At 69.8% G+C, this 26,590-nt stretch carries 26 protein-coding genes; 14 read left to right on the top strand and 12 right to left on the bottom strand.

Annotated elements, in window-relative coordinates; all coding sequences use genetic code 11:
• Positions 1-92: 92 nt before the first annotated feature.
• The 5 genes from ACZ55A_RS26500 to ACZ55A_RS26480 all read right to left on the bottom strand — a co-directional run bounded on the left by ACZ55A_RS26500 (position 93) and on the right by ACZ55A_RS26480 (position 3,215).
• Positions 93-473 (bottom strand): rodlin, encoded by a 381-nt coding sequence (locus tag ACZ55A_RS26500; RefSeq protein ID WP_468844783.1) that lies wholly within the window; start codon positions 471-473, stop codon positions 93-95.
• A gap of 480 nt (positions 474-953) precedes the next feature.
• Complete coding sequence (locus tag ACZ55A_RS26495) at positions 954-1,337, bottom strand: rodlin (protein WP_468844781.1); 384 nt, start codon at positions 1,335-1,337, stop codon at positions 954-956.
• A gap of 333 nt (positions 1,338-1,670) precedes the next feature.
• Positions 1,671-1,958, bottom strand: a complete 288-nt coding sequence (locus ACZ55A_RS26490) for a hypothetical protein (RefSeq protein ID WP_468844778.1) — start codon at positions 1,956-1,958, stop codon at positions 1,671-1,673.
• A gap of 275 nt (positions 1,959-2,233) precedes the next feature.
• On the bottom strand, positions 2,234-2,467 hold the full coding sequence (locus ACZ55A_RS26485) for a chaplin (protein WP_468845063.1): 234 nt from the start codon (positions 2,465-2,467) through the stop codon (positions 2,234-2,236).
• Positions 2,468-2,831: 364 nt separating this feature from the next.
• Entirely contained in the window at positions 2,832-3,215 is a 384-nt protein-coding gene (locus ACZ55A_RS26480; RefSeq protein WP_468844775.1) for a rodlin, read from the bottom strand.
• A 359-nt stretch (positions 3,216-3,574) separates the two neighbouring features.
• On the opposite strand from ACZ55A_RS26480, the gene ACZ55A_RS26475 reads away from it, so the two are divergent.
• The 3 genes from ACZ55A_RS26475 (at position 3,575) to ACZ55A_RS26465 (ending at position 7,743) form a co-directional block, all read left to right on the top strand.
• Entirely contained in the window at positions 3,575-4,693 is a 1,119-nt protein-coding gene (locus tag ACZ55A_RS26475) for a winged helix DNA-binding domain-containing protein (protein ID WP_468844772.1), read from the top strand.
• Positions 4,694-4,853: 160 nt separating this feature from the next.
• Positions 4,854-6,536 carry a bifunctional 3'-5' exonuclease/DNA polymerase gene (locus ACZ55A_RS26470; RefSeq protein WP_468844770.1) on the top strand — a complete coding sequence of 561 codons (1,683 nt, stop codon included), beginning with the start codon at positions 4,854-4,856 and terminating at the stop codon, positions 6,534-6,536.
• A 163-nt stretch (positions 6,537-6,699) separates the two neighbouring features.
• The gene (locus tag ACZ55A_RS26465; RefSeq protein ID WP_468844767.1) at positions 6,700-7,743 is read left to right on the top strand and encodes an alpha/beta hydrolase; all 1,044 of its coding nucleotides are present in this window, start codon (positions 6,700-6,702) and stop codon (positions 7,741-7,743) included.
• A gap of 153 nt (positions 7,744-7,896) precedes the next feature.
• Here ACZ55A_RS26465 and ACZ55A_RS26460 read toward each other — a convergent pair whose 3' ends face one another.
• Entirely contained in the window at positions 7,897-8,523 is a 627-nt protein-coding gene (locus tag ACZ55A_RS26460) for a TetR/AcrR family transcriptional regulator (protein WP_468844765.1), read from the bottom strand.
• A 150-nt stretch (positions 8,524-8,673) separates the two neighbouring features.
• On the opposite strand from ACZ55A_RS26460, the gene ACZ55A_RS26455 reads away from it, so the two are divergent.
• Together ACZ55A_RS26455 and ACZ55A_RS26450 are read left to right on the top strand one after the other, a co-directional pair.
• A complete protein-coding gene (locus ACZ55A_RS26455) occupies positions 8,674-9,366 on the top strand; it encodes a spheroidene monooxygenase (protein WP_468844762.1) in 693 nt (230 codons plus the stop codon).
• Positions 9,367-9,528: 162 nt separating this feature from the next.
• Positions 9,529-10,017 (top strand): RidA family protein, encoded by a 489-nt coding sequence (locus ACZ55A_RS26450; RefSeq protein WP_468844760.1) that lies wholly within the window; start codon positions 9,529-9,531, stop codon positions 10,015-10,017.
• A gap of 271 nt (positions 10,018-10,288) precedes the next feature.
• Here ACZ55A_RS26450 and ACZ55A_RS26445 read toward each other — a convergent pair whose 3' ends face one another.
• The gene (locus tag ACZ55A_RS26445; protein WP_468845061.1) at positions 10,289-11,425 is read right to left on the bottom strand and encodes an acyltransferase family protein; all 1,137 of its coding nucleotides are present in this window, start codon (positions 11,423-11,425) and stop codon (positions 10,289-10,291) included.
• 446 nt (positions 11,426-11,871) lie between these two features.
• The gene (locus ACZ55A_RS26440) at positions 11,872-12,756 is read right to left on the bottom strand and encodes a glycerophosphodiester phosphodiesterase (protein ID WP_468844758.1); all 885 of its coding nucleotides are present in this window, start codon (positions 12,754-12,756) and stop codon (positions 11,872-11,874) included.
• 247 nt (positions 12,757-13,003) lie between these two features.
• Between ACZ55A_RS26440 and ACZ55A_RS26435 the strand changes: the two genes are divergently transcribed.
• The 9 genes from ACZ55A_RS26435 to ACZ55A_RS26395 all read left to right on the top strand — a co-directional run bounded on the left by ACZ55A_RS26435 (position 13,004) and on the right by ACZ55A_RS26395 (position 21,808).
• On the top strand, positions 13,004-13,981 hold the full coding sequence (locus ACZ55A_RS26435; RefSeq protein ID WP_468844756.1) for a GNAT family N-acetyltransferase: 978 nt from the start codon (positions 13,004-13,006) through the stop codon (positions 13,979-13,981).
• Positions 13,978-15,396, top strand: coding sequence for an extracellular solute-binding protein (locus ACZ55A_RS26430; RefSeq protein ID WP_468844754.1), 1,419 nt, complete (start codon positions 13,978-13,980; stop codon positions 15,394-15,396). Before ACZ55A_RS26435 ends, ACZ55A_RS26430 begins: the two co-directional genes overlap by 4 nt.
• Before the next feature lie 22 nt (positions 15,397-15,418).
• Entirely contained in the window at positions 15,419-16,330 is a 912-nt protein-coding gene (locus tag ACZ55A_RS26425; RefSeq protein WP_468844752.1) for a carbohydrate ABC transporter permease, read from the top strand.
• Positions 16,327-17,211 carry a carbohydrate ABC transporter permease gene (locus ACZ55A_RS26420; protein ID WP_468844749.1) on the top strand — a complete coding sequence of 295 codons (885 nt, stop codon included), beginning with the start codon at positions 16,327-16,329 and terminating at the stop codon, positions 17,209-17,211. The genes ACZ55A_RS26425 and ACZ55A_RS26420 overlap by 4 nt, the downstream gene beginning before the upstream one ends.
• 345 nt (positions 17,212-17,556) lie before the next feature.
• Positions 17,557-17,691, top strand: a complete 135-nt coding sequence (locus ACZ55A_RS26415; protein ID WP_468844747.1) for a lasso RiPP family leader peptide-containing protein — start codon at positions 17,557-17,559, stop codon at positions 17,689-17,691.
• Between the two features lie 33 nt (positions 17,692-17,724).
• Positions 17,725-19,560 carry a lasso peptide isopeptide bond-forming cyclase gene (locus ACZ55A_RS26410; protein ID WP_468844744.1) on the top strand — a complete coding sequence of 612 codons (1,836 nt, stop codon included), beginning with the start codon at positions 17,725-17,727 and terminating at the stop codon, positions 19,558-19,560.
• Positions 19,544-19,795: a lasso peptide biosynthesis PqqD family chaperone gene (locus tag ACZ55A_RS26405; RefSeq protein ID WP_468844741.1), complete on the top strand. Its 252-nt coding sequence runs from the start codon at positions 19,544-19,546 to the stop codon at positions 19,793-19,795. The genes ACZ55A_RS26410 and ACZ55A_RS26405 overlap by 17 nt, the downstream gene beginning before the upstream one ends.
• Entirely contained in the window at positions 19,792-20,220 is a 429-nt protein-coding gene (locus ACZ55A_RS26400; protein ID WP_468844739.1) for a lasso peptide biosynthesis B2 protein, read from the top strand. The genes ACZ55A_RS26405 and ACZ55A_RS26400 overlap by 4 nt, the downstream gene beginning before the upstream one ends.
• A gap of 562 nt (positions 20,221-20,782) precedes the next feature.
• Positions 20,783-21,808: an isocitrate/isopropylmalate dehydrogenase family protein gene (locus ACZ55A_RS26395; protein ID WP_468844736.1), complete on the top strand. Its 1,026-nt coding sequence runs from the start codon at positions 20,783-20,785 to the stop codon at positions 21,806-21,808.
• A gap of 13 nt (positions 21,809-21,821) precedes the next feature.
• On the opposite strand, the gene ACZ55A_RS26390 is transcribed toward ACZ55A_RS26395, so the two are convergent.
• The 4 genes from ACZ55A_RS26390 to ACZ55A_RS26375 form a co-directional block, all read right to left on the bottom strand.
• The gene (locus ACZ55A_RS26390) at positions 21,822-22,073 is read right to left on the bottom strand and encodes an antibiotic biosynthesis monooxygenase family protein (RefSeq protein ID WP_468844734.1); all 252 of its coding nucleotides are present in this window, start codon (positions 22,071-22,073) and stop codon (positions 21,822-21,824) included.
• Positions 22,074-22,199: 126 nt separating this feature from the next.
• Complete coding sequence (locus tag ACZ55A_RS26385) at positions 22,200-23,543, bottom strand: FAD-dependent oxidoreductase (RefSeq protein WP_468844732.1); 1,344 nt, start codon at positions 23,541-23,543, stop codon at positions 22,200-22,202.
• 39 nt (positions 23,544-23,582) lie between these two features.
• On the bottom strand, positions 23,583-24,794 hold the full coding sequence (locus tag ACZ55A_RS26380) for a cytochrome P450 (RefSeq protein ID WP_468844730.1): 1,212 nt from the start codon (positions 24,792-24,794) through the stop codon (positions 23,583-23,585).
• A 48-nt stretch (positions 24,795-24,842) separates the two neighbouring features.
• Entirely contained in the window at positions 24,843-26,576 is a 1,734-nt protein-coding gene (locus ACZ55A_RS26375; RefSeq protein WP_468844727.1) for a non-ribosomal peptide synthetase, read from the bottom strand.
• Between the last annotated feature and the right edge of the window lie 14 nt (positions 26,577-26,590).

Genomic DNA, 26,590 nt, shown 5'->3' with positions numbered 1-26,590 from the left:
CGTGGTGCTCACACGGCCGGGCGGCCGGCAGCGCGAACGCGGCGCCGACCGCCCGGGGACGCAAGCGGTGATACGGCCGAAGCCGTTGGCCGTCAGTGGTTGCCGACACCGTTGCCCGAGAGGATCGGGATGTCGTCGAGGATGTGCGACAGCGGGTCGTCGCCCTTGGCCTGCACCGAGTTGTCGGTGCACTGCTGGTTCTGCGCCGACGACAGGATGTTGATGTCCTGCAGCCCGACGAGATTCAGCTTGCCCAGAGCGAGGCACAGCTGGTTCAGCGAGCCCTGGACGAGCCCGAGCTGAGGGCTCAGATTGCCGTGTGTGGTGGAGTTACCGTAAACCGACGCCGCCCCGTTGCCGTTGACCGTCCTGGTGCCCTCTTGGTCACCGATCGCCATGGCCTGCGGAGCGGCCGCAGCGGAAATGCCGACCAACGACGCCGCCACAGCCGCGCCCGCGATCATCTTGTTCATCACGAAACCCTTCAGGAGAAGGAACTCCCGATACGGGAGCCCTATTTGAACAACCCGCCACAACGGCTTGAGTTCCGCACCATCACCCGAATAGCTCGCACCAGCCTTCCGCGAAGACACCCTCGGCGCCTGCTGCCACCACTGTCGCGATAATTCGCATACAGACCATGCGACTTGTCGGCTCGTCGCGTCAATTCCCTTGTACGAAGCAGGGCCTGCGATCCCGGTGACCGGCTTCGCAGGCCCTGCGCTCGCTACAGACGGCATGCCAATGCCCTGGCAGCCCCATCAGTCTCGCAAGGGCATTGGCATGCTTCCCTCCACACACTCTTCCTAACGATCCGGTGCACCGGAGTTCAGTCACGAGCGAATAACATTTTCGCTCCGCCGCCGGTCGTTCTTCTGCATACGCCGCCGACGGCAGAAACCCGGGCCGCCCGGAAGAAGGAGGACCGGGCGGCCCGGGTGCTACTGGGCCGGTCAGTGGTTGTGGACGCCGTTGCCCGAGAGGATCGGGATGTTGTCCAGGATGTGCGACAGCGGATCGTCACCCTTGGCCTGGGTTGAGTTTTCGGTGCACTGCTGGTTCTGCGCCGACGACAGGATGTTGAGGTCCTGCAGCGCGCCGGCATTCAGCTTGCCCAGAGCGATGCAGGGCTTGTTCAGCGAGCCCTGGATCAGGCCGATCTGCGGGCTCATGTAGCCGTAAGTAGTCGAATTGCCGAAGTACTGCGCGGCGCCGTTACCGTTGACGGAAGACGTTCCGTGCTGGTTACCGATCGCCATCGCCTCGGGGGCGGCAGCGGCGGCCGCGCCGACGATGGACGCAGCCGCGGCTGCGGTCGCCAGAGCCTTCTTGATCATTTTGGTCCTTCGTGTTTCGGGATGCCTTGGGCCGGGCAATCTGCCCAACTCACAAGGATTATTTTGGTTGTTCTCATTCACTCAAACAGCGGCGCCCTGATCCGTTTCACCGATCGGCATCGTGGCCAGCACCGGCATCGGAGGTGAGGAATCGCCGAGGTGCGGTGAGGCTTCGCCGAACCCCACCACCGAGGCCGGATACCGCGAAATTCCGCTGCCGCGTCGAATTCACCGGGGCCCGGCCGGGAGACAGTGCAGTCCGGACCGCGTCGCCGATCCGGGGCCGGACGGCACCGATGCCCGCCCGCCGGCGGCGACGCCGCACGCCAGGAATTACTTGAGCGGAAGTCCACCGAGCAGCTGCGCCTTCTTGGCCGCCCCGGTGACGCCACGGAGCACCTTCTTCGCATTGGTCGACCTGACCTTGCCCTCGGTGGTCTTGACCGTCTTGACCAGCGGTGCGAGCTGGTGGCCGTCCAGCTGGTCGCTGCTGAGCGCGTCGGTCAGTCCGCCGTTGAGGCTCATGGTCGGCGCGCCGGGCTGGGCGGCGAAAGCGGGCGCGGCGGCCCCCAGCGCCATGACGGAACCGGCAACAACCGCAGCAGACTTTGCGAACTTCACTTGAACTGTCCCTTCTCGGGCGGTGCTTCGACGGTCCCGCGACATCAGCGCCGCGTGAGCAAATCACTTCGCTGCTCGGATCATCGCTTTCACCGGGACTAACGAGTTCCTCGGCCCGGAGAAACCCTGAATTTTCGTCCTTCTATATCAGGCCACCCGAAAAGTGCGGGCATTTTTGCGCCGGTCTACCGGGAAACGGATCGCGACCGGCCCCGATGCGCAGGGGACCGCGCACCGGGGCCGGGTCACATGAACACGGCTCGAATTCCTTCGAGTCAGTGATTGAGGCAGGTGTTGCCGAACGCCGGGTTAAGCAGACCAACGAGGTTGATGGTGTTGCCGCACAGGTTGATCGGAATGTGGATCGGAACCTGAATGACGTTCCCGGAGATGACACCGGGGTTGTTCTTGGCGCCGCCTGCGGCGCCCGCGTCGGCGAACGCCGGCGCCGCCGAGCCCACCGCCATGAGCGTGCCGGCAGTGACTGCTGCGACCTTTGCGTACTTCACTTTCAGCCCTTCCTGCAACGGGTCCGTAGCGAACACGACCGTCGTGTCGCTCGGGCGGTGATCTGCTCGCCCGTAACGCCGTTGCCGATATTGGTAACGATTTACCCTCGTGGACGAAACCCTTGCCCGGAGGTTTTCGGAGGAATCGCTCGAAGGGTGCAAGACCGTTTCAAGAGATTGCCACCGCGCATACGACGCGGAAAAAACACCGGGGTTCGAACAGACGAGGTATCCGCCGAATACGAATTCCTACCGAAAGGGGGATCGAGAAATTCCGCCCCTACGTTTCGCAACGGGGTGCCACAGGCCCCGGACCGCTCTGGAAGTGAGAGCCGGCGGTCCGGGCCTGCGGCCGATGGCCGGCTCAGTGGTTACCGACGCCGTTCCCCGACAGGATCGGGATGTCGCTGAGGATGTGCGACAGCGGATCGTCGCCCTTTGCCTGAGTCGAGTTCTCGGTGCACTGCTGGTTCTGGCGCGAGGACAGCACGTTGATGTCCTGCGCGAGGCCAAGGTTCAAATTACCAAGGGCGATGCAGAGCTTGTTCAGCGAACCCTGGATGAGCTCCAGCTGCGGGCTCATCTTGCCGTGGGTGACGGAGTTGCCGAACGCGCTCTTGGCTCCGTTACCGTTGACCGTCGACGTGCCGTGCTCGTTGCCGATCGCCATCGCCTGGGGGGCGGCCGTCGCCGAAATTCCGACGACGGACGCGGCTACAGCCGTCGTGGCCAGGACCTTCTTGATCACGATTTACCCTTCTCGAAGCGGAGTGCCCGTATCCGGAGCGCACTGGTCAACTCGCTTCTGAGGGTGCGGTTTCGCCCATTCACCCATATGCCGCGCAACCATAAACACATATCACTGCATCCGGGCGGTGTTTCGACTCCGGCAGCGATTCAGGCAGATCAAAGGCCGGTACGAAGAATTCGTACCGGCCTTTGACCGAGGAGGCCCGCTCACATGCGGATCATGCCTCAAGCGCCAGGGGGCGATCAGGGGTTGAGGCAGGTGTGCCACACATCCGTCCATCCCTGCTGCCCCTTCCTGTCCACTCAACCCGCTTACGGGCGCGGCCGGTTGTCAGTGACGTCGTGTGCAATGGCGTCATGAAGGTGACATACGCACAGGTGCTGACCTGGCGGTTGCGGCAGCAGAGCCTGGTGCCGCGGACGACCGCCTCGGCAGAGGAGCTCGTCGTGCGGCTGGCGGGCGTACAGGCGCAGGTCACCTCCGCTGCCGAACTCGCCCTGGCCATACGGCAGAAGGCCCCGCGCGCCGATGCCGTGCCGCAGGCGCTCGCGGCGCGTGCGCTGATCAGGACCTGGGCGATGCGGGGCACGCTGCATCTGCTGCCGGCCGGGTGCGCCGCCGACTATCTTGCGCTGCTGGGGGCCGCGCGGACCTGGGAAAAGCCGTCCTGGCAGCGGACGTTCGGGGTCACCCCGCACCAGATGGCGGCCCTCGGGGAGGCCGTCGACGAGATCCTGGACGGCCGGCTGCTGACCCGACAGGAGCTGACCGAGGCGGTGCTCGCACGGCCCGGCCTGGAGGGGCTGGGCGAGCAGTTGTCCTCCGGGTGGAGCACCGTCCTCAAACCGCTCGCCTGGACGGGGCGGCTGTGCCAGGGGCCGCCCCGGGGGCAGCACGTGACCTTCACCTCGCCGCGGTCATGGCTGCCCGGATGGCGCGGGGTGCCCGACCCGGAGACGGCCGTCCCGACGGTGATCTCCGCGTATTTGGCTGCTCATGGCCCGGCGACGCCCGCCGCGTTCGATGCCTGGCTGCTGCGCGGCTCGACCCGTAAGGCGGTGCTGCGCGGCTGGTTCGAGGCGCTGGGCGACCGGCTGACGGAGGTCGAGGTGGACGGCGAGGGCGGGGCGTTCGTACGGAGCGAGGACGCCGCGGCACTGGCGCGGACCAAGCCGTCGCGGGAGGTCCGGCTGCTGGCCGGCTTCGACCAGTTCGTCCTGGGGCCCGGCACGTCCGACACCCGTCTGATCGCGGCCGGCCGGCGCAAGGCCGTGAGCCGGACCGGGGGCTGGATCTCGCCGGTGGTGGTGTACGAGGGCCGGGTGGCCGGGGTGTGGGAGTTCACCGAGGAGACGGTGGCGGTGACGCTGTTCGCGGAGCACGGCGAGGTACCGCGGTCCGGCCTGGAGTCCGAGGCCGGCCATCTCGCCCGCTGCACGGGGCGCGAACGCCGGCTGGAGGTGCGGACGGGCTAGGGAGTATCCGCAAAGTCCCGTCTGGCCCGCGCCGCCCCGCAAGCTCGTGGGCCGGGGCCGGGGCCGGGGCCGTGGACCGGGGGCGGGCCCGTAGATCCGGCAGTTCGTGTCGTATCTGCTGGTCAGGGCGATTGTCAGACCCTGGTGCAAGACTCAAGGCATGAGATGGGCGGTGGCGGAGACGGGCGACGGGGGTGCTCGTCTCTGCCCGCTCGCCGAGGACGGCCGGCCCGCGGGGCCGGTGGTGCAGGAGCCGTCTCTCGCCGAGGCGGTGCGCGCGCGTCCCGAGGTCGAGCGGTGGGTGTGGCGGTCCACCGCGGAGATCTACCGCCGGCTGCTGTCGGCGGGGGTGCGGGTGGAGCGCTGCTATGACGTGGAGGCCGCCGAAGCGCTGCTGATCGGCCATGAGGAGGGCCAGTCGGGCCAGCCGCGTTCGCTGGCCGCAGCCTGGGCGCGGCTGCACGGTCTGCCCGTCCCGCAGGACGCTCCGGTGCGTACGGCCGAGACCCAGCCGTCCCTGTTCGAGCGGGGCCCGGTGCCGCTGCCGCCCGGCACGGACGAACTGGCCGCGCTGCTGGAGGTCTATGCCGGCCAGGTGGCGCGTACGGAGAAGGCCGGGCATCCGGAGCGGATGCGGTTGCTGCTGGCTGCCGAGTCCGCGGGCATGCTGGTCGCGACGGAGATGGGCCGGGCCGGGGTGCCCTGGCGGGCTGATGTGCACCGTGCCCTGCTCGACGGGCTGTTGGGCGAGCGCTATCCGGGCGGGCTGGAGACCCGGCGGCTGGCGGAGCTGGCGGACGAGGTGTCGCGGGCCTTCGGACCGGGCGAGCGGGTGCGCCCCGATCTGCCGCACGACATCGTCAAGGCCTTCGCCCGCGCCGGGATCTCCCTGACCTCGACCCGTAAGTGGGAGCTTCAGCAGATCGATCACCCGGCGGTGACACCGCTGCTGGAGTACAAGAAGCTCTACCGTCTGCACACCGCCCATGGGTGGTCATGGCTCCAGCAGTGGGTGCACGACGGCCGTTTCCGGCCCGAGTATCTGCCCGGCGGCACGGTCTCCGGCCGCTGGACGGCCAACGGCGGCGGCGCGCTACAGATCCCCAAGGTGATCCGGCAGGCGGTGCGCGCCGATCCGGGCTGGCGTCTGGTGGTCGCCGACGCCGACCAGATGGAGCCGCGGGTGCTGGCTGCCGTCTCCCGCGACCGGGGACTGATGGAGGTGGCCGGCAGTGGCGAGGATCTGTACGCGGATCTGGCGGCCCGCGCGTTCGGTGGCGACCGCGCACAGGCCAAGCTCGGTCTGCTGGGCGCCATTTACGGGCAGACGTCCGGCGACGCCCTCAAGCACCTGGCCGATCTGCGCCGCCGCTATCCGGCCGCGGTGGCCTACGTGGACGAGGCGGCCCGCGCGGGCGAGGAAGGCCGCCTGGTGCGCACCTGGCTGGGCCGTACCTGCCCGCCCGCGTCCGTGACGCCGCCCGACGAGGCGGGCCTGCCGCAGGAGGAGGAGCAGCCGGCGGGGTACGGGGCGGGCTCGGCGGCGGCCCGCGCCCGCGGCCGGTTCACCCGTAACTTCGTCGTGCAGGGCAGCGCCGCCGACTGGGCGTTGCTGATGCTGGCCGCGCTGCGCCGCTCGCTGTGGGAGGGCGGTCTCCGTGCCGAGCTGGTCTTCTTCCAGCACGACGAGGTGATCGTGCACTGCCCCGCGCAGGAGGCGGCCGCGGTCTCCGAGGCGATCGACGCCGCGGCCGCGGCGGCGGGGCGGATCGCCTTCGGGCCGACGCCGGTCCGCTTCCCGTTCACGACGGCGGTGGTGGAGTGCTATGCGGAGGCGAAGTGACCGGAAGCGAAGTGACCGGGGGTGCCGGTGAACCAGTGTCGGTGAGGCGGTGCCGGTGAAGCGATGTCCGTGGAGCGGTGTCCGTGAGGTGGTGTCGGTGATGGCGGGGAGGGGTCGCGATGAGCAGAATGCAGGGCTCCTACGTGATCACAGGAGACCTCATATGCCACTCCCGCCGGGAATAGCCGTTCATCCTGAACTCGCGCCGTTTCTTGACGCGTTGCCGCCGTACTCCGATCCGTTCAAGGACATCGAGGCGGCCCGGGCGCGGTTCCGCGAGATGCTGGCCGCGACCCCGCCGGACCGCTCGGGGATCCGCAGCGAGCGGTACGACATTCCGCGGGCGGACGGCAGTGCGCTGACGGTCGAGGTGTACCACCCGGAGGGCGACGGGGGCGCCGGCGACGGGGGCGTACTGCCTGCCGTGCTGCACTTCCACGGTGGTGGGTACGCCCTCGGCCGCGCGCTGCCGGGCCAGGACAAGACGGCCATCGGGCTCTGCCGGGAACTGCCCGCCGTCACCGTCACCGTCGAGTACCGCCTCGCCCCCGAGCACCGCTACCCGGCGGGGGTGGAGGACTGCTATCGCGCGCTGGAGTGGACGGCCCGGCATGCGGCCGAGCTCGGCATCGACCCCGAACGGATCGCCGTGACCGGGAAGTCCGCGGGCGGCGGGCTGAGCGCGGCCGTCGCGCTGATGTCCCGCGACCGCGGTGGCCCGGCCCTCGTCCATCAGTCGCTGTGCGTCCCGGACCTGGACGACCGGGTCGCCGAGGAGCCGGTCCCGGCGGACGCGGATGCCGCGCCGGACCCGTGGGTGAACAGCCTGCGCACGATCCGGCGGTCGTGGCCGCACTATCTGCCTGAGGGGACGGCGGCGGACGCCTACGCCGCGGCGGCCCGCGCCACCGACCTTTCGGGTCTGCCGCCGGCCTATGTCCTGGTCTGCGATCTCGATCCGCTGCGGGATGCGGGGCTGGCGTATGCGCGGCGGCTGATGGACGCGGGGGTCCAGGTCACGGTCCGCAATGTGCCCGGTGCCTGGCACGGTTTCGAGCTGTACGCACCGGGGACCCGGCTCGCGCAGGAGATGTCGGCGCACTGGACGGGGCACTTGCGGACGGCGCTGTATCCGGGTGCGGGTCAGCCGGGCGCGGGGCGGCCGGGCGTGGGTCAGCCGGATGCGGGTCCGGCCGCCGTGGACTGAACGCGGGGCTGAGCGGGGGCTGGGTCGACCGGGCGTGGAGGTGGCGGGACCCCGGTCGCCCGGCCCTGCGCCGGCCGGCCACTCGCCGGTCGGTCACTCGCCAGTCGGTCACTCACCGGCCGGTCACGCCCCGACAAGTCACGCCCCGACTGGTCACGCCCCGGCCGGCCCGCGGCCACCGGGGCCCTCGACCGTTGAGATCAGGCCACGGGTGATCCGCACCATCGCCGCGACCAGCGGCTCGCGGGGCCGGTCGGGGTGGTCCAGCCACCACAGCGCGAGGCCGTAGAGCGCACTGCGGATCGCCTCGCCCAGCGGCTCCAGCTCGGCCTCGGGGAGGCCGGGCGCGAACTCGCGGAGCAGTGCGATGTCCGTCTCGCGCTGTCTGCGCTGCAACTCCCGATGGAAGGCCTGCACCTCGGCGTCGCCGGTCGTGTCGCGGAACATCATGCGCCAGGTGTACGGGTGGCTCTGCACATACCCGAACCAGGCGTCGTACATCGCCGTCATCCGGGCGTCCAAGTCGCCCTCACCGTGCAGGAGTTCCTGGATCGGCGCGGCGGCCAGCTCATCACGGTGGCGCTCCAGCAGGGCCAGGTGCAGCTCCTGCTTGGAGTCGAAGTGGCGGTAGAGCATCGGTTTGCTCAGGCCGGCCTCGGCAGCGATCTCCCCGATGGTCGTACCCGCGAAGCCGCGCTCGGCGAACAGCCGGGCGGCGGTGTCCTCGATGCGCGTCCTGGTCTCGGCGCGCGCTGCGCGGCTCCGGTCGATCCCGCTCATACGGTCCCCCTCGCGATCTGGCTCATTCTCGTCGGCGCATTCGGCTCGCAATTGTCCACGCGATGAAGGATACTAGGCCGTGTACCACTTGGTATACGCACCAGTAACTTCTGTTCATGGTCCAGTAAGGCCGAGCTACGGGGGCTCACCGTGATCGTTTCCGTCCACCTCGCCGACCTCGGCGTCCGCTCCGTGCGCGCCGTCCTCCGCGAACGCCCGGGGCCGGGCGATACTCCCGGCCTCCGCTATGCCCGAACGATGCTCACCGGCGCGATCGCCTCCGGTCCACCCAAACTGCGCCCCGGCCGGGCCGCGTTGCTCGCCTCGTGGGAGGACGACGCGGCGCTGGACCGCTTCCTCGCCGAGAGCCCGCTCGCGAGGCGGCTGGCCGGCGGCTGGCATGTGCGGTTGCAGCCGGTGCGGCTCATCGGCGCATGGAGCCCGATGCCGGTCGAGATCGAGTCCGGCGCCGACTCCGCGCTGAGCGAGGAGGACGGCCCGGTCGCGGTCCTGACCCTGGGCCGGCTGCGACTGCGCCGGGCGCTGCCGTTCCTGCGCGCCAATTCCCAGGCGTCCGGGCGGGCCGCGGCGGATCCTGCGCTGGTCACCTCCGTCGCGCTGGCCAGACCGCCCCGCTTCGTCGGCACGTTCTCCCTGTGGCAGAGCGTTTCGGCCATGTGCCGCTACGCCTACGGCTCCGCCGAGCCCCAGCACAAGGAGGCCGTCAGGGCGCACCAGGCGAAGCCCTTCCACCACGAAGCGGCCTTCCTGCGCTGCCGCCCCTACGGCGCCCAGGGCACGCTGGACGGCCAGGAGCCGGTGGCGGCCGCGATACCCCGGTGACTCCGGAACTCGCCGGATCTCGCCGGACGGGACTGACGGCCTTCAACGGCCGAGGGGTTCGGCGGCGCGACGGCCGTGTCGACGACCTGCTTCCCCAAGACAAGCCGGACGCGCTTCAATCGCTGGGTCCGGGACGCGTTGGCGGTGGAAGGGAGTCGGCGGATGAGCGCTGAGGCAGCGAGGAGTGGCGAGGACCAGGTGGAGCCCGGCGGCTGCCGCGGAGAGTCCGGCGCGGACGGCAGCGGCCTGGAGCGGATCAATCCGCCGCATCTCGCGCCGCCGACCGGCTTCAGCCATGCCGTCCGCGCGGCCCCGGGCACCCTGGTCTTTCTCGCCGGACAGACCGCCCTGGACGGATCGGGCCGGATCGTCGGGGACGGCATCGTCGAGCAGTTCGAGCGCGCGCTGAGGAATCTGCTGGACGTCGCGGCGGCGTCCGGGGCCGGTCCGTCCGACCTGGCCAAGCTCACGGTCTTCGCCGTCGATGTCGCCGACTACCGCCGGCATGCCCGGGACCTCGGCCGGGTGTGGAAGCGGCTGGTCGGCAGCGACTTCCCGGCGATGGCGGTGATCGGCGCCACCCGGCTGTGGGACGAGGAGGCACTGGTCGAGATCGAGGGCATCGCCGTGGTGCGCCAGGACACGCCCTGAGGCGCGTCTCCGCGGTGGGCGCCGGTCGCCCTCGTAGGCGATACGTGCGAGTCGGGCGTAGTAAGCCCGCCGCGCCCTCGTACGCCGGCCACGCCCTCGCACGCCCGCCGCGCCCTCGTACGCCCGCCGTGCCCCTCGTACGTCCGCCACGTCCCCTACGCCACCGTCGGCTTCCCGTACGCCCGCCCCGCCCCCGTACACAGCAGAGGCGCCCGTGCACCGGTCTCCCGGTGGCACGGGCGCCCCTGGCGCGCCGCTCGGTTCCGGCCGGTCAGCTCCGGCTGCGGGCCGCCCCGACCGGGTCCTTCTTGAACGCCCAGGTCATCTTGGGTTCCATCGCCCACCGGAAGGCCCGCTGCACCGGCGGGGTGCACAGCACCGTGACGACGGCGCCCGCGATCAGGGTGATCAGCACCATGCCCCAGGGCGTATGCATCCAGGGGTTGTCGTACCAGTCCCCGAAGCGTGAGCCCTTGGCGAGGAAGCCGTGCAGCAGATAGCCGTAGAGCGTGCCCGCGCCCAGCGCCGTGCACCACATCGTGCGGCCCGGGATCCAGGCGAAGAAGCAGGCCACAAGTACCAGCGAGCAGCCGAACATCGCCAGCGTCATCACCGCACCGCTCCACCACGGGGCGGCCAGTTCCTGCGCCGCGTCACGGTGGTAGAACCAGGCGGCGTTCATCCGCGGCGCCGCCCAGTACGCGAAGACCAGCGCGGCGGCGAAGACCGGTACGGCCAGGATGCGCGCCTTCTTGCGGCGTACGAGCTTGAAGTGCTCAGGCCGCAGCGAGAGCCCGATCACGAAGAACGGCAGGAACTGGAGCACCCGTTGGAGGTCCAGACCGTCGCCGACGTCCGGTGACACGGAGGCCAGAACGGCGATGGTCAGCGCGAGCGGGACCGGCCACCGCACGATCTTCCACAGCGGGGTGGTCAGCCGCCAGATGAACAACGCCAGCAGGAACCAGGTCAGGTACCACGGGTCCGTGAGGCTGATCGGATAGCCCGGATCGTCGTCCGCCCACTTCTTGAAGAGCGTATAGGCGACTTCGAAGAGGATGTACGGGACCGCGACCCCGGTGATGAGGCGTTGCAGCCGGTCCTTGCGCATATCGAAACTGCGCGAGAAATAGCCGGAGATGATGATGAACGCCGGCATATGAAACGCGTAGACGGTGATGTAGAGCGCCGCCGCCGAACGGCTGCCGTGCCGCAGCGGTTCCCAGCAGTGCCCCATCGCCACCAGCACGATGGCCAGGTACTTCGCATTGTCGAAGAATGCGTCGCGCGGTTTCGCCTGGGCATCGGCCGTGGCGGCCCGGCCGCTGTTCCGGACCTTGGCGCGGCCTCTGGGCCTGGCGTGCGAGACGGGCGCCGGAGCCGGGGCGTTGGCCGTGGCCGGCGCCATGGTCGCCGTCGCACCGCCCGTCCCGGCGCGCGCAGGTGCGCCCGCACCGCCCGACGTGTCCTGCGGCATCTGTCGCGGCGGGGGAAGCGGCACCCGCCGTTCGCCGCCGTACGCCGCAAAGTCGTTGTTCAAGGAGCCTCCCGGAGCAAACCCAGGGGAGGGGCTGGACGCTGGCCCGCACCGGGCCGCAAATAGGAACCCAAAAGCCAAATCCTGCGTCTTTGTTCTTTTACGGGAAGGGTGGCGGCGTCGAACATCTCAGGCACCTTAGCTCCGCGGCGGGAATCCCGTAAATCCCCGCCTGTCGCGGCCACACACCGCGCGTCCGCCCTCCACAGCTCCTTCACCCGTCATGAGCCGCTGTGTGCGCACGCCGCCGTCCGCGGCCCTCCATCATGCCCCACACTATCCGGGCAATCCGTCCGCAATCCGCGGCGTTCACCCCCCTATTCAATAACGCCGTCGATCCCCCGCGCCCGCACCGCCCGCGTGTTGGTGTTCTTCGCCACGTCCCACACATAGACCTCCAGCGGCCGGCCGTGCGGTCCGCGCAGCCGGTGCACGGCCGCGAGCCAGCGTGAACTGACCGCCGACAGACGGGGGTTGATCTGATCGGCGAAACGCGCATAGCGCGCCAGTTGCCGCACACCGGGCGCTCCCAGAATTCCCGTACGCACCTGGGGCACAAGTCCATGCACGGTCTTGACGCAGGCGGCGGAGAAGCTCTGGACCACCAGTCGGCTCCGTACATGGGCGGAATCCAGCCAACCGTGTGCGCGGAGTTCCCGGACGACGCCTGCCTCGATTCCCGGATACTCCTTCGGTGCCTTGATCTCCAGAAGAAGGCGCTGCCCATTGCGGTCCAGCCGGCGCAAATAGGCGGCGAGGGTCGGCACCCGCTCCCCCGCGAACCGCTTGCCGAACCAGCTCCCGGCGTCCAGCCGCGCGATCTCGGCGGCCGTGAAGTCCCCCACCCGCCACGGCGCCCGCCCGGGAAACACCTTCGCGGCGTTCGTCGTCCGCTCCAGGGTGGTGTCGTGGAGGACGACCAGCCGGCCGTCCTTGGTGCGCTGCACATCGTTCTCCACCCATACGAGACCGCGGCGGTGTGCGGCGTCCACGGCGGCCAGCGTGTTCTCCGGTGCGTAATGGGAGGCGCCGCGGTGCGCGATCACCAGTGCCGGCCTGCCGGCGGAAGCGGTCCGCACGGTGCGGCTGACGGCGCTGTCGGTGAACTCCTCCGGCCGGAACGCCATCGCCGACGACGACACCGCCGCCGTCACCAGATACGCGACGCCGGCGGCGGGGATCCGCAACGATCTCCGAAGCATGCGGGAGCCTCCAGGTTCCCGTCCGCCGGCCGGCCGGGCTGTCTCTTCCTCAACATGCCTTCGTCCCGGCGCACCCGCCACGCGAAGAGCCACCCGAGCGCCCCGCACAGCGGCCCACCACTGCCGGCTTTCCCCAGGTCAGCATGGGTGACCCGCAGGGCGGCGGGGGCCTGGACGGTCTCCCTGCGTACCCGCCATCCGGGCGCTTCCCCTGGCCGGGAGGCGGTGGCTGCGGTACGTAGTGGAGGTGTCCGCCGCCCCCAGACCGCACCCCGTCCTCCGGGCCTTCCGCCCCGGGGACGGCCCCTCGCTGCTGGCGGCCTGGTGCCGCAGCGCCCCCGACGACCCGATCACCGCGGCCCGTTTCCGCACGCTGATCCTGCTCGATCCCAATTTCGACCCCGAGGGTCTACGGGTGGCCGACAGCGGCGGTCAGGTGGTGGGGGCCGCCTACGCGGTGCGCCGCCGCACCCCGCTGAGCGGCACCGATCTGGAGCCGAAGGATGGCTGGATCCTTTTCTTCTTTGTCGATCCTCCGCACCGCCGGACGGGCCTGGGCCGCCGGCTGCTCACCGAGGCCCTCGACTGGCTGCGCCAACAGGGCCGTACCCGGGTGGGCTTCGCCCCGTACGCGCCCAACTACGTGCTGCCCGGCCTGGACCGGGCCGCGTACCCGCAGGCCGCCCGGCTGCTGGAGAGCCTGGGCTTCCGGACCCGCTATGAGGCCGCGGCGATGGACCGCGGACTGGTCGGCTACCGGATGCCGGACCCGGTGCGCCGGCACCAGGAGGCGCTGACGGCGCAGGGGTACCGGTGGGGGACACCGTCCGACGACGATCTGGTGGACCTCGTCCGGCTGGCCGCCGAGGAGTTCACCCCCGACTGGGCCCGCGCGATCCGGCAGTGTCTGACCGGCGGCGCCCCTCTGGAGCGCATCGTCATCGCCCGGGCACCGGACGGGCGGCTGGCGGGCTGGGCCATGCACGGGGCGTACGACGGTATGGCCGAGCGGTTCGGGCCCTTCGGCGTACGCCGGGAGCTGCGCGGCGCCGGCCTCGGCAGGGTCCTGCTGCATCTGACGCTGGAACGGATGCGGGCACTCGGCGCGCACGGGGCATGGTTCCTGTGGACGGGCGAACAGACCCCGGCGGGGCACCTGTACCGCAGCAGCGGGTTCACCACGACCCGGACCTTCGCGGTGCTGGTGCGGGAGGAGGCGGTGTGAGGCGGCGTACGTTCACGGCCGGGGCCGCGGGCGCGGCGGGCGCCGCCCTGCTGGCCGCCGCGGGGTGCGAGGCACCTGGTGGCGAGGCGTACGGGGAGGGCTACGGCCACGGCGGCGACGAGGGTTACGAGGGGGGCCGGTCCGGTGCCCCCGTCACCCTGACGCTGCTGACGCACTACGCGAGTGAACCCCTCAGATCGGCGTTACGGGCCGCCGTCGACGGCTGGAACGCCTCCCACCCGCGGGTCCAGGTACGCACCACCGCGGTCACCTTCGCCGATCTGCTGACCACGTACATGGTGCGGCAGACCGCGGGCCGGGGCGCCGACATCCTCCACCCTTCCTGCCGTTGGGCCGGCCAGCTGGTACGGGCGGGGGTGCTGCGGCCGGCGCCGCCCGAGGTGGCACGGGCGGTCCGCAGGGACTTCTCCGCGCCGGCCGTGGCCGCGTCATCCGTGGACGGCACGGTCTACGGCTACCCCACCGAGGTGCAGACCTACGCGCTCTACTACAACAGGCGGCTGCTACGGGCGGCCGGCATCGGGGAGCCGCCGCGTACCTGGCAGGAGCTGGAGGACGCGGCGTACCGCACGGCCCGGCGCGACCGGCACGGCAACACCCTGGTGCAGGGGTTCGGGCTGTCCCGGGCCGACGATTCGACCGTCGTGGGGCAGACCCTCGCCCTGCTGGCCGCGGGCGGTGGCGCGCTGCTCTCCCCCGACGGCCGGCGGGCCGCCCTCGGGTCGGCGGCCGGGCGGGAGGTCCTCGGCCTGGAGCGCCGGCTCATCGACCGCGGTGCCGCGGATCCGGGCCTCTCGCTCTTCAGGGCCTTTCCGTCCGGCCGGGTGGCGATGGCTGTCAACGCGGGCTGGTGGACGGCGAGTCTGCGGAGCGCAATGGGGCCGGACTACCGCGATGTGGGGGTGGCGCCCGTGCCGGGCCGGACCACTGCCGACCGCGGCACCCTGGCCACCGGCTTTCTGCTGGGCGTCAATGCCGGCAGCAGATATCCGCGGGAGGCGTGGGAGTTCCTGCACTGGCTCAACGCGGTGAAGGTGCCGGCCGCCCGGCCGGGAGGGGCATCGGGGCGGCGGGTCGCGGTGTCCAGGATGAGCGCGCTGCAAGTGGCGGTCGGGTCGATGACCGGCCGCGCCGAGGACATGCGGGCGCTGCTGGGGGACGCGGACCACGGCCGCCGTTCCGGCACCGAGACCGGCCCCGGTGCGGGGAACCTCGCCCCGTTTCTCGACGCCTTGCGCTACGCCGTTCCGGAACCGAACGGTCCGCGCGCCCAGCAGGTCACGGCGCTGCTGCGCAGGACCATCGAGGAGGTCTGGACGGGCCGCACCTCGGTCGATACGGCGCTGGGAACTCTCACCGGACAGCTCGACCAGGAACTCTCCCGGCCCTTGTGAGCACCTCGAGAGGTGATGCCCCATGGCTCCAGCCGGCGGCGGTCCCGTCCGGGCGGTACGGCGGCGGCAGACCGCCCTCGCCTATCTGTTCCTGACGCCGGCCCTGCTGTTCTTCGCGGTGTTCCTCGCCCTGCCGCTGCTGTTCGCGGCCCTGCTCGCCCAGTCCCGCTGGGCCGGTTTCGACCTCGCCGATATCCACCCCGTCGGAATGGCGAATTTCACCGAGCTCTTCGCCCGCGGCTCGACATTCTTGACCCCCGTCCTCACCAATACGCTGCTCTACGCCCTCGGCACCGTCGCCATCGCCCTCTTTGGCGCCCTGGTCATTGCGAACTGTCTCAACAACCTTCGCTTCCAGGGGTTCTGGCGCACCCTCTACTTCCTCCCCCTCGTGACGACCGTGGTGGCGGTGGGGAACGTCTGGAAGTACATGTACGAACCGGGCGGCCTGATCAATGGGCTGCTCAACGGAATCGGCCTCGATTCGCTCGCCTTTCTCCAGGAACCCGGCACCGCGCTGCCCTCCGTCATCGTGGTGCAGGCATGGGCCTCCCTCGGCACCGCGATCCTCATTCTGACCGCGGGCCTGAAAGCGATTCCCGAGGCCTATTACGAGGCGGCCGAGCTCGACGGCGCCCGCCGCGGCACCGTCTTCCGCTGCATCACACTGCCGCTGCTCCGGCCGTTCCTGCTCTTCGTGTGTATCACCCAGTTCATCACCGGGCTCCAGTCGTTCGCCCTGATCAAGGTGATGACGGGGGACGGCGGACCGGGCGGTGCGACCGATGTCGCGGCCCTGGAGATGTACCAGCAGGCGTTCACCTACGGCGACTGGGGAATCGCCGGTGCGGCCGCCTTCGTGCTGTTCCTGGTCATTGCCGTGATCACCGCACTGCAACTGTGGCTCTTCCGCCGGAAAGGCGAGGCATCATGAGCAGATCCGGGCGCCCCGGCCACCACCGCCCCTGGGGCTCCTACGCCGTGGTGGCCGCCGGTGCGGCCCTCACCCTCATCCCGTTCCTCGACATGCTGCTGACCTCGTTCAAAGGACCCGGCGAATTCGGCAGACTCCCCTACCGCTTCCTGCCACAGGCCTTCGATCTCACCAACTACCGCAGAGCGATACAGCAGTTGGACCTTCCGCTGCTCTTCCGCAACAGCGTCCTCGCCACCGCCCTGATCACCGGCTCCATTCTGCTGACGTCCGCACTCGCCGGCTACGCACTCGCCAAACTCCGCTTTCCCGGCCGGGAGGTCCTCTTCCGCCTCGTGCTGTCCACGATGATGATCCCGCCGTTCCTCTTCTTCATCCCGCACTTTCTGATCCTGGTGCACTGGCCCGGCGCCGGCGGCAACGATCTGCTGGGCCGCGGCGGCGCCGGTCTCACCGTCAGCCTCGCCGCCCTCGTACTGCCGTTCCTCGTCTCCGGCTTCGGTATCTTCCTGATGCGGCAATTCATGGTCACCATCCCGGACGAGCTGCTCGAAGCGGCCCGTATCGACGGCGCCGGCGAATTCACCGTCTGGTGGCGCATCGTCCTGCCGCAGACCAAGCCGGTGGCCGTGACCCTGGCCCTGCTCACCTTCGTCAACGCCTGGAACGAGTACATCTGGGCGCTGCTGGTCTCCACCGCCAATCCGCGGCTGATGACCCTGCCGGTGGGAATCCAGTTGCTCCAGAGCCATCTCGACCCCGACCGCATGGTCCCGGTCATGATGGCCGGCCTCGTGCTGAGCACCCTGCCGGTCCTGCTGCTCTTTCTCCTGCTCCAGAAGCACTACCTTCGCGGCGTGATGCTCAGCGGCCTGAAATGACCGCTCCCGGTACACCGGCCTCGGCTCCTCACCGATGCCGCGCCCCACGGCCCCGCGGCGCGGACACTCCTCGACGGCTCCAGCCGTCACCGGCTCTCCGGAAACGCCTCGAGAAGCCGCCTCCCTCCCCCTGACGACGGCCGTGCAACTCGCCGAACCGGCCGCCCAGTTCATTTAACTTCAGAGTTAAATACGCCCCTCACCTGCGGCGTTTCCCCACTCACGCCCCCCAACACCCCACCCCCTCCACCGAATCGTAAAAAAGTTCGATCAAGTCGCCTACCCGGGTGTTAAGTTGAGCGCGGGTGGTCGGATGACTACCGCTTTGCACCAAAGGAGGCTGTTATGGAAGAGCAGACCGAGCTGTCGACCGTGGAGCCCTACGCGCCCCCGATGCTGGTCGAGGTCGGCGAGTTCAGCGAGGACACCCTGGGCTTCATCGGCTGGGGCAAGGACATCTTCGGCCACTACGGCGGCTGACCGTCGACAGCTGACTCTCAGGAGCACGCATAGATGACCGGTGCTGGGTTCGTGGTTCTGCCGGACACGGCGGCTGCAAGCGAGGCTCGTGCGGCGGCGCCCTGGGCGTCTCCGCGGGTGCTCTCGCATGCATCAGGGCGGCCATGGCTGGTGGGACGGTGGTTACCTGACGCAGTGCAGGTGGCCACGGCGGGCCCGGTACGAGTGGCGGTGATCGGGATCTGCCCGGTCACCGCCACGCGGTTGTCCGAACTCACCGCGCGGGTACGGACGGTGTCCGACGTGGACGCACTCGCGGCGGCCCTGCCCGGCTCCTGCCATGTCATCGCCTCCGTCGACGGGCAGGTCCGTGTCCAGGGCAGCGTGACCGGCCTGCACCGGATCTTCCACACCCGGATGAACGGCCTGACGGTGGCCGCCGACCGGGCCGACGTACTCGCCGCGATGACCGGCGCCGGCATCGACGAACGGGCCCTGGCCGTACGGGTGGCCTGCGGAGGACTCGTTCCGGCCCCGCTGAGCGACCAGCCCCTGTGGTCCGGAGTCCTTGCGCTCACCCCCGGCCACTGTCTGGTCTGGGACGGCGAGCGGGCGCGCGAGGTGCGCTGGTGGCAGCCACCGGCCCCCGAGCAGCCGCTGGCGGCGGGCGCGGAAGCCGTACGGGCGGCACTGAGCACCGCACTTCAGGACCGTGGACCGGCCGAGGGCCGGTTGAGCACGGACCTGTCCGGCGGTATGGACTCGACCTCCCTGTGCTTCCTCGCCGCCCGGAACGTCCCGGACCTGCTGACCTTCCGCTGGGGCGAGGCCGAGGCCGGCAACGACGATGCCGCCTTCGCCACCCACTCCATCGGCTCCCTCGACCGGGCCGAGCATCTGGTGGTGCCGCCCGGCGAACTCCCGCCGCTCTTCGCCGACGTCGACGCGCCGATGGACACCGAAGAGCCCTACCCCTTCGTCCGTACCGCCGCTCGCACACACCACACCGCACGCCTGCTCGCCGACCGCGGATCGCACCGCCATCTGGCCGGGCACGGCGGGGACGAGCTGTTCACCCCCTTCCCCGGCTATCTCCACCCGTTGCTCCGGCGCCGCCCGCTGACCGCGCTACGCCATGTCCGCGGGTACGCCGCGCTGAAGCGCTGGCCCGTACTGCACACCCTGGCCGCCCTGACCCGCCCCGGTGACGAGGCGTCCTGGTGGCGGGCCCAGGCCGAACACCTCACCGACCCGCCCCTGCGCAAGCGCCGCCCCAGCCTGGGCTGGGGACTGTGGCCGCTGCGCGCACCGTCCTGGGTCACCGGCACCGCGATCGACGCAGCCCGCGAAACGCTGCGGGAGACCGCGGCCAGCACCCAGCCGCTCTCCGCCGACCTGGGGCAGCACCAGTTGCTGAGCGCGGTGCGCACCAGCGCCCCCTGGTACCGGCTGCTCGCCCGCCCGTTCGCGGCCGCCGGAGTCCAGCTCGACTCGCCGTTCTTCGACGACCGCGTGGTGGAAGCCGTACTGACCGTCCGCGCCCATGAACACGCCGGCCCGTGGCGGTACAAGCCGCTGCTGGCCGAGGCCATGCGCGGCATCGTGCCCGAGACGGTGCTGGGCCGCTCCACCAAGGGTGAGTTCAGCGAGGAGGCCAGCTCCGGGCTGCGCCGCAATCTGCCCGCGATCCTGGAGATGTTCGACGATTCGGCCCTGGCCGCCCACGGCCTGATCGACCCCGCCGAACTGCGCACCCGGCTGCTGGCCCCCCAGGCGGACAACGCCACGGGCATTGCGCTGGAACCGCTGATCGGCTGTGAAACCTGGCTGCGCGCCGCCACCCAACCCACCCCTGCCTGGAGGTTCGACGCCCATGCGGCTGCATCCTGACGTGGTCTCCACCGACACCGACGACGGCACCGTGCTGCTGAACGAACGCACCGGCCGGTACTGGCAGCTCAACGCCACCGGCGCGCAGGTGCTGCGCCGCCTCCTCGACGGCCACGCACCCGATCAGATCGCCGCCGATGTCGCGGCCCGGCACGGGATCGACCCGGCACGGGCCGAGCAGGACGTCACGGCCGTCCTCGGACAACTGCGTACCGCGAACCTGGTGATCGCGTGAGCCTGCCCGTCGCCCTCGCCGAACGCCACCGGCTCCCTCCGCACCGCCGCATCATGCCCCTGCTGACGGTCGGCATCGCCCGCCTGCTGGCCAAGGCCAAACCGGCCCGGCTGCGCACCGTCCTGGAGTTCGTCCGCCGTGGCGCCCCGCCGGCCACCGCCGAACAGGCCCTCGCGGCCCGCCAGGCGGTCGTCTCGGTCAGCCTGCGCTGCGCCGGCCAGGGCTGCCTGCAACGCTCCATCGCCACCGCCCTGCTCTGCCGCACCCGCGGCGCCTGGCCCACCTGGTGCACCGGCGTACGCACCCACCCCTTCGCCGCCCACGCCTGGGTGGAAGCCGACAACGAACCCATCGGCGAACCCCACCCCAAGGGCCACTACCGACCACTGATCTCCATACCCCCGGTGGGACACGACCGCCCCTGAGCCGGCCGCACGCCCTCCGCGGCGCCCTCGCGGCGCCGCGGCGGTGCCCACAGCGGCAGCAGCCCTCTCCACACACACGAAAAGGCCAGGTCAGAACTTCTCTGACCTGGCCTTTCTCGGAGCCGCCTTCGGGATTCGAACCCGAGACCTACGCATTACGAGCCGATAGGGATCGTGCTGGGCTGTGCCATGTGGTTGTACCAGATCCCGTTTTCCCAGATCAGAGCACATGTCACGTCCCGCTGTTCGCGTCACGTGTTGCGCTGTCCAAAGGCGTCCGCGCTCCCCTTGCGCTCCCCTGATCTTCGTCAGTGACGCTCTGCTGCCGGACAGTGGCCGCAGCCTGCCCGGTCACGCCAGCTTGTCGAGATCCGACAAGCTGGCGTTCAGGTCGGAACCCGGCATGCGAAAGAGCCAGGGGGCGTCCGGGCACGGTGGTGAATGAACCGTGACAGAACCGAGGGTCGGCGAACGCGAGGCACCTAGCCTGGCCGTACGCCGGACCGACACCCTCGAGCGGTCGGCGGATGCTCCCTTTTCCGACTCCAGAAAAGGTGACCTGTTGGATTCCATCACTGTCATCCCCGGCGACGGCATCGGCCCTGAGGTCGTCGAATGCGCGCTTCAGGTGCTGGATGCTCTTGGCATCGGTCTGCCGGTCGACGTCCTCGACCACGTCGGCGCGGAACGGTACCGCCGTGAGGGCCTGGCGCTGAGCGACGCGGACCTGGCGCGCGTATCCGCGAGTTCCGCCGTCCTGCTGGGCGCCATCGGGCGGCCCGACCTGGAGGAGACCGACTACGTACGCGGTGTTCTGCTGCGCCTGCGACACAGCTTCGACCTGTACGCCAACTGCCGACCGGTCCGGCTGTTGCACGACCGCCTCAGCCCGCTGCGGGACCCGGCGAGGCGCATGCTCGACTGCGTGATCGTCCGAGAGAACACCGAGGGGCTCTACAGCGGCATTGGCGGGAACCTCCGTACGTCCTCGCCCCACGAAGTGGCTATCGACGCCGACGTCAACACCTGGCACGGTGTCTCCAGAATCCTGGATTTCGCGTTCTCCACGGCCCGCCGCGAGGTGTGCCTCGTGGACAAGGCCAACGCCGTGCGGTCCGGCGGCCGCCTGTGGCAGGAGTGCTGGCGGGGGACTGCGGAGCGCCATCCCGAGACGGCCACAAGGCATCTCTACATCGACGCCGCCGCGATGAAGCTCGTTACCGAACCGGGCCGCTTCGACGTCATCGTGGCGAGCAACTCTTACGGCGACATCCTCAGCGACCTGTCGGCCGCGTTGGCCGGCGGGATCGGTCTGGCCCCGTCTGCGAGTCTCAACCCCGAGACGGGCTTCGGATTGTTCGAACCGGTGCATGGCTCGGCACCAGACATCGCGGGGAAGGGCATCGCTAACCCCTTCGCGTGTCTGCTCACGGCCGGCTTGCTGATCCGCCATCTGGGATACGAGACCGAGGCGGCCGCGATCGACGCGGCAGTCGCCGGGTTGATCGCGGCCGGGCGAGTTACTCCGGACCTGGGAGGCTCACTGAGCACTCGGGAGGTGACGCGCGCGGTGCTCGCCACGCTGTGAGCGACACTGCGGCTCACGGAGCCGGGTACTCCTCGGGGACGCTGGAACTGGTGCGAACGACCTCGGCAACGCTTAGTTCGAAGAACTCGTACCACTTATCACGGCCGAGCTGCTGAGCGTCCTGGTGCTCGGGATCGTTTCGCCATTTCTCCAACGTCTCGGGGTTCCGCCACCACACCAGAGCCACGCGTTCGCCGTCTTCGGCCTCGTAGTTCTTGAGATGGACGAGATCATCGCCGGCCATCTCCCGTACCTTCTTGGCCAAATGGTCTTCCGTCGTGCCGTATGCGTCATCGACCTGCTCGGAGAAACGCGATCTGAAGACGACCAAAATCACTGTGCCTCCCGGCAATTTCTTCTTGTGTGGATGGATCTGGTGCGCGACACGGATTCACGCGGATAAGACGCACGCGCGTAGCCGCCGATCGGGCAGGTGGATGGCGGCGGAGCCGTGGCGGCTGAGGATCCGCCGGGCGAGTTCGCGCAAACGGCGTTCCTCGGCAAGCGCCGAACTGTAGCTCTCCTCACTGAACGCACAGCGCTCGTAGAGGGGAACGAAGTGATCCGGCAGCAAGGCGACCAGCCGTCGGGCGATGGCCTCCTCGGCCTCGTGCCGGGGGTCCGGCAACCGCGACATCGTCCGGTAGTGCTGGTAGGAGATGTCCGCAATCGCATCACCGTCGCTCTTGCGTCTCCGCTCGTACGCCGCGAAAGCCCTCTCCCAGTCCCGCTCTTGGTCCAAACAGCCCACAAGCGTGCGGACATCCTCGAAAGCGCAGTTCATGCCCTGCCCCATGAAAGGTGCCATGGCATGGCAGGAGTCGCCGATGAGCACAGCCTTGCCGCCCAGGGCCCATCTGTCGCACCGCGTGAGCCGCACGGCGGAGACCGGCTTGGTCCCCAACTGCTGCTCCAGGTCCGGAATGCCGGCGGCCAGGCCGGGGAAGACCTCGGCGAACTGCTGTGCCAGAGAGCGGCCGCCGACCGCGGCTGCATAGGAGGGGCGGGGCCCTTCCCTTCGGAAGAACACCGAGCCCGCGAACATCGAGGATGAGACCAGCGGGAAGGCCCCGAAAAGCGCGTCACCAGCCGGCCAGTAGTGCATGAGCCCGCGATCGCAGGAGGGCAGGTCCAAGACGATCTCCTGATAGGCCAGCTCCAGGGTGCTCACCTGCTCCTGAGCACCCCGCTCGACCATGGCGGCGCGGACCATGGAGTGGACGCCGTCGCAACCGAGAACGTGCTCGCAGGGAATCCACCGTACGGTGGTGCCCGCCCGCACTAGAAGCGCTGGTGCCTCCAGGTCGACAGCGAGGACCGGCCGCTCGAAATGGAGACGCACTCCTGGCTCGGCCTCTGCCGCGTCCAGCAGAAGGCGGTGCAGCCGGCGCCGTTCGACAGCCCAGATCGGCGTCCCATCCCGGCTGTAGGGGGTCACCACCGCGCTGCCGTCCGGCAGATGACCGCACCGAGCCGTTAGCGGAACGCAGATCCGACGCACGGCCTCGTCCAGGCCGAGTTCGCGCAACACACGCCATCCACGGTCCGAAAGGATCACCATGAGGGACCGGCCCTGCCCGGCTGGGATGTGTCGGGGATCTGCATGCCGTTCGAGTACGGTGACCCGGCCGAATCGCCGTGCCAGATAGATAGCGGCGACCGGACCGGCCAGTCCGGCTCCGACCACCACGATGCCGCTGCTCGCCGCCGGAGCGGACGTGTGCGAGTCGTGCATGAATGGCTCCTACTGAGACAGAGCGGACACGTGGTCCGGCTACCAGGCCACCGGCAGCTCACGGACGCCGTAGGCCACACCGTCGTACTTGAACGGGACGTCCGCGAAGTCGGTGGCGAGGCGCAGGGTGGGGATGCGCCGGTAGAGCGTGCCGTACACCACCTGTAGTTCGAGGGTGGCCAGCGGGCGGCCGAGGCAGTGGTGGGTGCCGAAGCCGAAGGCCAGGTGGTGCTGGGCGTCGCGGGTGATGTCCAGGCGGTCGGGGTCGGGGAAGTTGTCCGGGTCCCGGTTGGCCAATTCGCTGGCCAGGATGATCCCCTCGCCGGCGCGGATGGTGATGCCCCCGATGGTGATGTCCTGTGTGGCCACGCGCCTGCGGCCGGAGTGCGAGATGTTGAGGTAGCGGAGCAGTTCGTCGACCGCGCGGTTGATCAGCGTCTGATCCTCGGTCTCCCGCAGGAGGGCCAGCTGGTCGGGGTTGCGTAGCAGGGCCAGCGTGCCTAGGGCGATCATGTTCCCGGTGGTCTCGAGCCCGGCGACCAGCAGCGTCATGGAGATGTACGACAGCTGCTCTGGGCTGAGCGCGCCGGTGCGCACCTGGGTCTCGATCACCGAGGAGATCAGGCCGTCCGCGGGCTCCTTCAGCTGTCGGTCAATCAGTTCCCTGAGGTAGCCGCGCAGCGCTTCCTGGGCTCCCACCACTATCTCGGGTGAGCTGTCCCGGTGCAGCATCTGGGTGCTCTGCTCCTGGAAGAACTCGTGGTCGGCGTAGGGCACGCCGAGCATCCGGCAGATGACCTGGGTGGAGGTGGGGAAAGCGAACCGGCTGACCAGGTCGGCCGGGTTGGGGCCGACGAGCAGGTCGTCGATGAGCCCGTTGACGATGTCGGTGACGTCGCCCCTGAGCGCCTCAATATTCCGGATGGTGAACGGAGAGGAGACCATGCGGCGCTGGCGGGCGTGCTCGGGGTCGTCCAAGGCAACGAACGAGCGCCCGTCCTTGCGCCGCTCGCGGCTGCCCAAGTCGAAGTGCGGATAGCCGGGCTTCGTCGAGTCGGCGCTGACGCGGGGATCAACCAGGAGCTTGCGCCCGAGATCGTATCCGGTGATCAGCCACGGGGTGCTGCCGTCCCAGAGCCTGACCCGGACCGGGTCACCCAGCGCGCGCATGGCGGGCGACGGATCGAAGGGGCAGGCCGGCTCCTTCAGAATCGGGAAGTGGACTAACTGTTCAGTCACGGAAGTCTCCATTCCTTGCCACACTGGGCCGCGGTCCGCTGTGCGGCAGTCTTTGGTGTGTCACCCATTCAGGGACTGGGCGATCTCCCGCAGATCGCGCGCACCGAGAACCACCCGGATGGGCACGCGCACGCCCAGCTCCTCGCGCAGCGAGCCGATCAGCCGGCCTGCGAGCAGGGAATTACCGCCCAGGTCGAAGAAGTTCGCCTCGGGATCAGCCTTAGGCAGGCCGAGCAGCCGGGCGACCGTGTCGTACAGCCGATCCTGCGGCGAGTGCGGCTCACGGGGTGCGCTGGGCCGCTCGTGTGCATCGGTACTGCCCCCGCTGGCCAAGGCGCTTCGGTCGACCTTCCCATTGGGCAGCGTGGGGAAGGCGTCGAGTATCTCGATGCGCGCCGGCACCATGAACTCCGGAAGGGCGGCGGCCAGCCGCGCCCGCAGGTCCGAGGAGTCGACAGCGGCGCCGGGGCGGGCTGTTACGTAGGCGACCAGCCGTGCGTCGGCGAGTGTTCCTTCTACGACAGCAGCGGCCAGATCCACGTCCGGCTGTCCGGTGAGGAAGGTCTCGACCTCGCCCAGTTCGATGCGGAATCCCCGCAGTTTTACCTGCCCGTCGGCCCGGCCGGCGAAGTGGAATCGGCCTTCGGCATCTCGTCGGCCGCGGTCGCCCGAGCGGTACATACGGCTGCCCGGCGGCCCGAAGGGATCGGGCAGGAACCTCGCCGCGGTCAACCCAGGACGGCCCACGTATCCGCGGGCCAGTCCGGAGCCGGCCAGAAACAGCTCGCCTTCCTCGCCGTCAGCTACGGGGCGCAGGTGCTCGTCAAGCACGTGAACCCGACCCCCGGCCCACGGAACACCGATACCGACGCCGTCCGCTTCAGCGATCGGGCCGGCGATGGTGGAGCCGACGGTCACCTCGGTGGGGCCGTAGCCGTTGAACATGCGCCGACCTGGTGCCCAGGTGCGCACCAGGGCCGGGGTGCAGGCATCACCGGTCGACATGATCGTGCCGCCCGGCAGCACTCCCTGGCTGTCCGTGACACTGAGTGCGGCCGGCGGCAGCACCGCGTGGTCGATCTCGTATTTGACCAGGGTCTCGTGCAGAGCGTCGCCCGGCAGCAGGTCCTCGTCGTCGGCCATGACCAGGGTGCCCCCGTGCAGCAGGGCGAGCGCGATGTCCCAGAATCCCGCGTCGAAGCTGATCGAGGCCCAGGCCAGCACCCGGTCGCCAGGAGTCGGCCGGAACCGGTCCGCCTGGGTGGCGACCAGGTCCGCGACGCCCTCGTGGGTGACCGCGACGCCCTTCGGTGTCCCGGTGGAGCCGGAGGTGTAGATCACGTACATCAGGTGGCGGTCCGACAGGGGTTCCCGGCGCTCTGCCTGCCGCACGTCTGCGCCGCTGTACCGGGAGCAGGCCTCGGCGCACGCCCCGGAGTCGAGCACGACCTCGTCCAGCTCCACTCCTTCGGCCCGCCCCGCTCCCGCGTGCACGAGCAGCCGCGGGGCGGCGTCCTGGACCATGAACGCCTTGCGGGCTGCGGGATAGCGGGGATCGAGGGGCAGATAGGCGCCGCCCGCCTTCAGGATCGCCAGCAGCGCCACCACCAGCTCAGGGGAGCGTGGCACGGCCAGCGCCACGAGGTGGTCCGGGCCCACACCCCGGTCGATCAGCAGCCGGGCCAGTTGGTTGGCCCGCTTGTTGAGGGCGCCGTAGGTGAGCGAGGTGTCCTTGTACAGCACGGCGGGCGCGTCCGGACAGCGCGCCGCTTGCGCCTCGAACAGCTCGGGCACGGTGCGACCAGTCG

The sequence above is a fragment of the Streptomyces sp. NPDC034111 genome, from assembly GCF_055575375.1.
The sequence above is the reverse complement of the archived record's forward strand: the minus strand, read 5'-3'. Positions and strand labels throughout refer to the sequence as shown.

Excerpts from the sequence above, each read along its gene's own strand:
- ACZ55A_RS26440 (WP_468844758.1), bottom strand. The coding sequence starts at position 12,756 with ATGCTTCGGAGATCGTTGCGGATCCCCGCCGCCGGCGTCGCGTATCTG.
- ACZ55A_RS26415 (WP_468844747.1), top strand. The coding sequence starts at position 17,557 with ATGGAAGAGCAGACCGAGCTGTCGACCGTGGAGCCCTACGCGCCCCCG.
- ACZ55A_RS26460 (WP_468844765.1), bottom strand. The coding sequence starts at position 8,523 with ATGAGCGGGATCGACCGGAGCCGCGCAGCGCGCGCCGAGACCAGGACG.
- ACZ55A_RS26495 (WP_468844781.1), bottom strand. The coding sequence starts at position 1,337 with ATGATCAAGAAGGCTCTGGCGACCGCAGCCGCGGCTGCGTCCATCGTC.
- ACZ55A_RS26445 (WP_468845061.1), bottom strand. The coding sequence starts at position 11,425 with ATGGCGCCGGCCACGGCCAACGCCCCGGCTCCGGCGCCCGTCTCGCAC.
- ACZ55A_RS26425 (WP_468844752.1), top strand. The coding sequence starts at position 15,419 with ATGGCTCCAGCCGGCGGCGGTCCCGTCCGGGCGGTACGGCGGCGGCAG.
- ACZ55A_RS26470 (WP_468844770.1), top strand. The coding sequence starts at position 4,854 with ATGAGATGGGCGGTGGCGGAGACGGGCGACGGGGGTGCTCGTCTCTGC.
- ACZ55A_RS26450 (WP_468844760.1), top strand. The coding sequence starts at position 9,529 with ATGAGCGCTGAGGCAGCGAGGAGTGGCGAGGACCAGGTGGAGCCCGGC.
- ACZ55A_RS26500 (WP_468844783.1), bottom strand. The coding sequence starts at position 473 with ATGAACAAGATGATCGCGGGCGCGGCTGTGGCGGCGTCGTTGGTCGGC.
- ACZ55A_RS26385 (WP_468844732.1), bottom strand. The coding sequence starts at position 23,543 with ATGCACGACTCGCACACGTCCGCTCCGGCGGCGAGCAGCGGCATCGTG.
- ACZ55A_RS26405 (WP_468844741.1), top strand. The coding sequence starts at position 19,544 with ATGCGGCTGCATCCTGACGTGGTCTCCACCGACACCGACGACGGCACC.
- ACZ55A_RS26475 (WP_468844772.1), top strand. The coding sequence starts at position 3,575 with ATGAAGGTGACATACGCACAGGTGCTGACCTGGCGGTTGCGGCAGCAG.
- ACZ55A_RS26420 (WP_468844749.1), top strand. The coding sequence starts at position 16,327 with ATGAGCAGATCCGGGCGCCCCGGCCACCACCGCCCCTGGGGCTCCTAC.
- ACZ55A_RS26410 (WP_468844744.1), top strand. The coding sequence starts at position 17,725 with ATGACCGGTGCTGGGTTCGTGGTTCTGCCGGACACGGCGGCTGCAAGC.
- ACZ55A_RS26465 (WP_468844767.1), top strand. The coding sequence starts at position 6,700 with ATGCCACTCCCGCCGGGAATAGCCGTTCATCCTGAACTCGCGCCGTTT.
- ACZ55A_RS26380 (WP_468844730.1), bottom strand. The coding sequence starts at position 24,794 with ATGGAGACTTCCGTGACTGAACAGTTAGTCCACTTCCCGATTCTGAAG.